The sequence below is a fragment of the Pseudomonas putida genome, assembly GCF_030159595.1.
In the GTDB taxonomy this organism is placed as follows: domain Bacteria; phylum Pseudomonadota; class Gammaproteobacteria; order Pseudomonadales; family Pseudomonadaceae; genus Aquipseudomonas; species Aquipseudomonas putida_AC.
The window spans coordinates 1-260 of record NZ_BSKJ01000050.1; the positions used below are offsets into that span (position 1 = coordinate 1).

Genomic DNA, 260 nt, shown 5'->3' on the forward strand with positions numbered 1-260 from the left:
AGACCGTCTTTGTTGGTCAGCGTGATGGTGTAGGTGATCTCGCCGCCTTCGGTGACCGAAGGGGTCGCAGTCAGCTTCGCGATCACTTCGTCGGTGGTGTCGGTGACCTGTACCGAAGCGTTGCCGCCCAGCTGCAGGTTTTCGAAGGTACGACCATCGACATCCACGGCGGACTTGATGCCAACGCTGATCTGGCCAGCGTCGTTGTAGACGTCATCGCCCTGCGCCGCGTGCTCGTATGGCGCGCTGGTGTCGCCGGC

The 260-nt window shown here is 62.3% G+C and carries 1 protein-coding gene; it reads right to left on the reverse strand.

Translation table 11 applies throughout. From position 1 onward, the window contains the following. Nucleotides 1–260: immunoglobulin-like domain-containing protein (locus tag QQL85_RS26495; RefSeq protein ID WP_284357338.1), on the reverse strand; the 260-nt coding region annotated here is incomplete at both ends.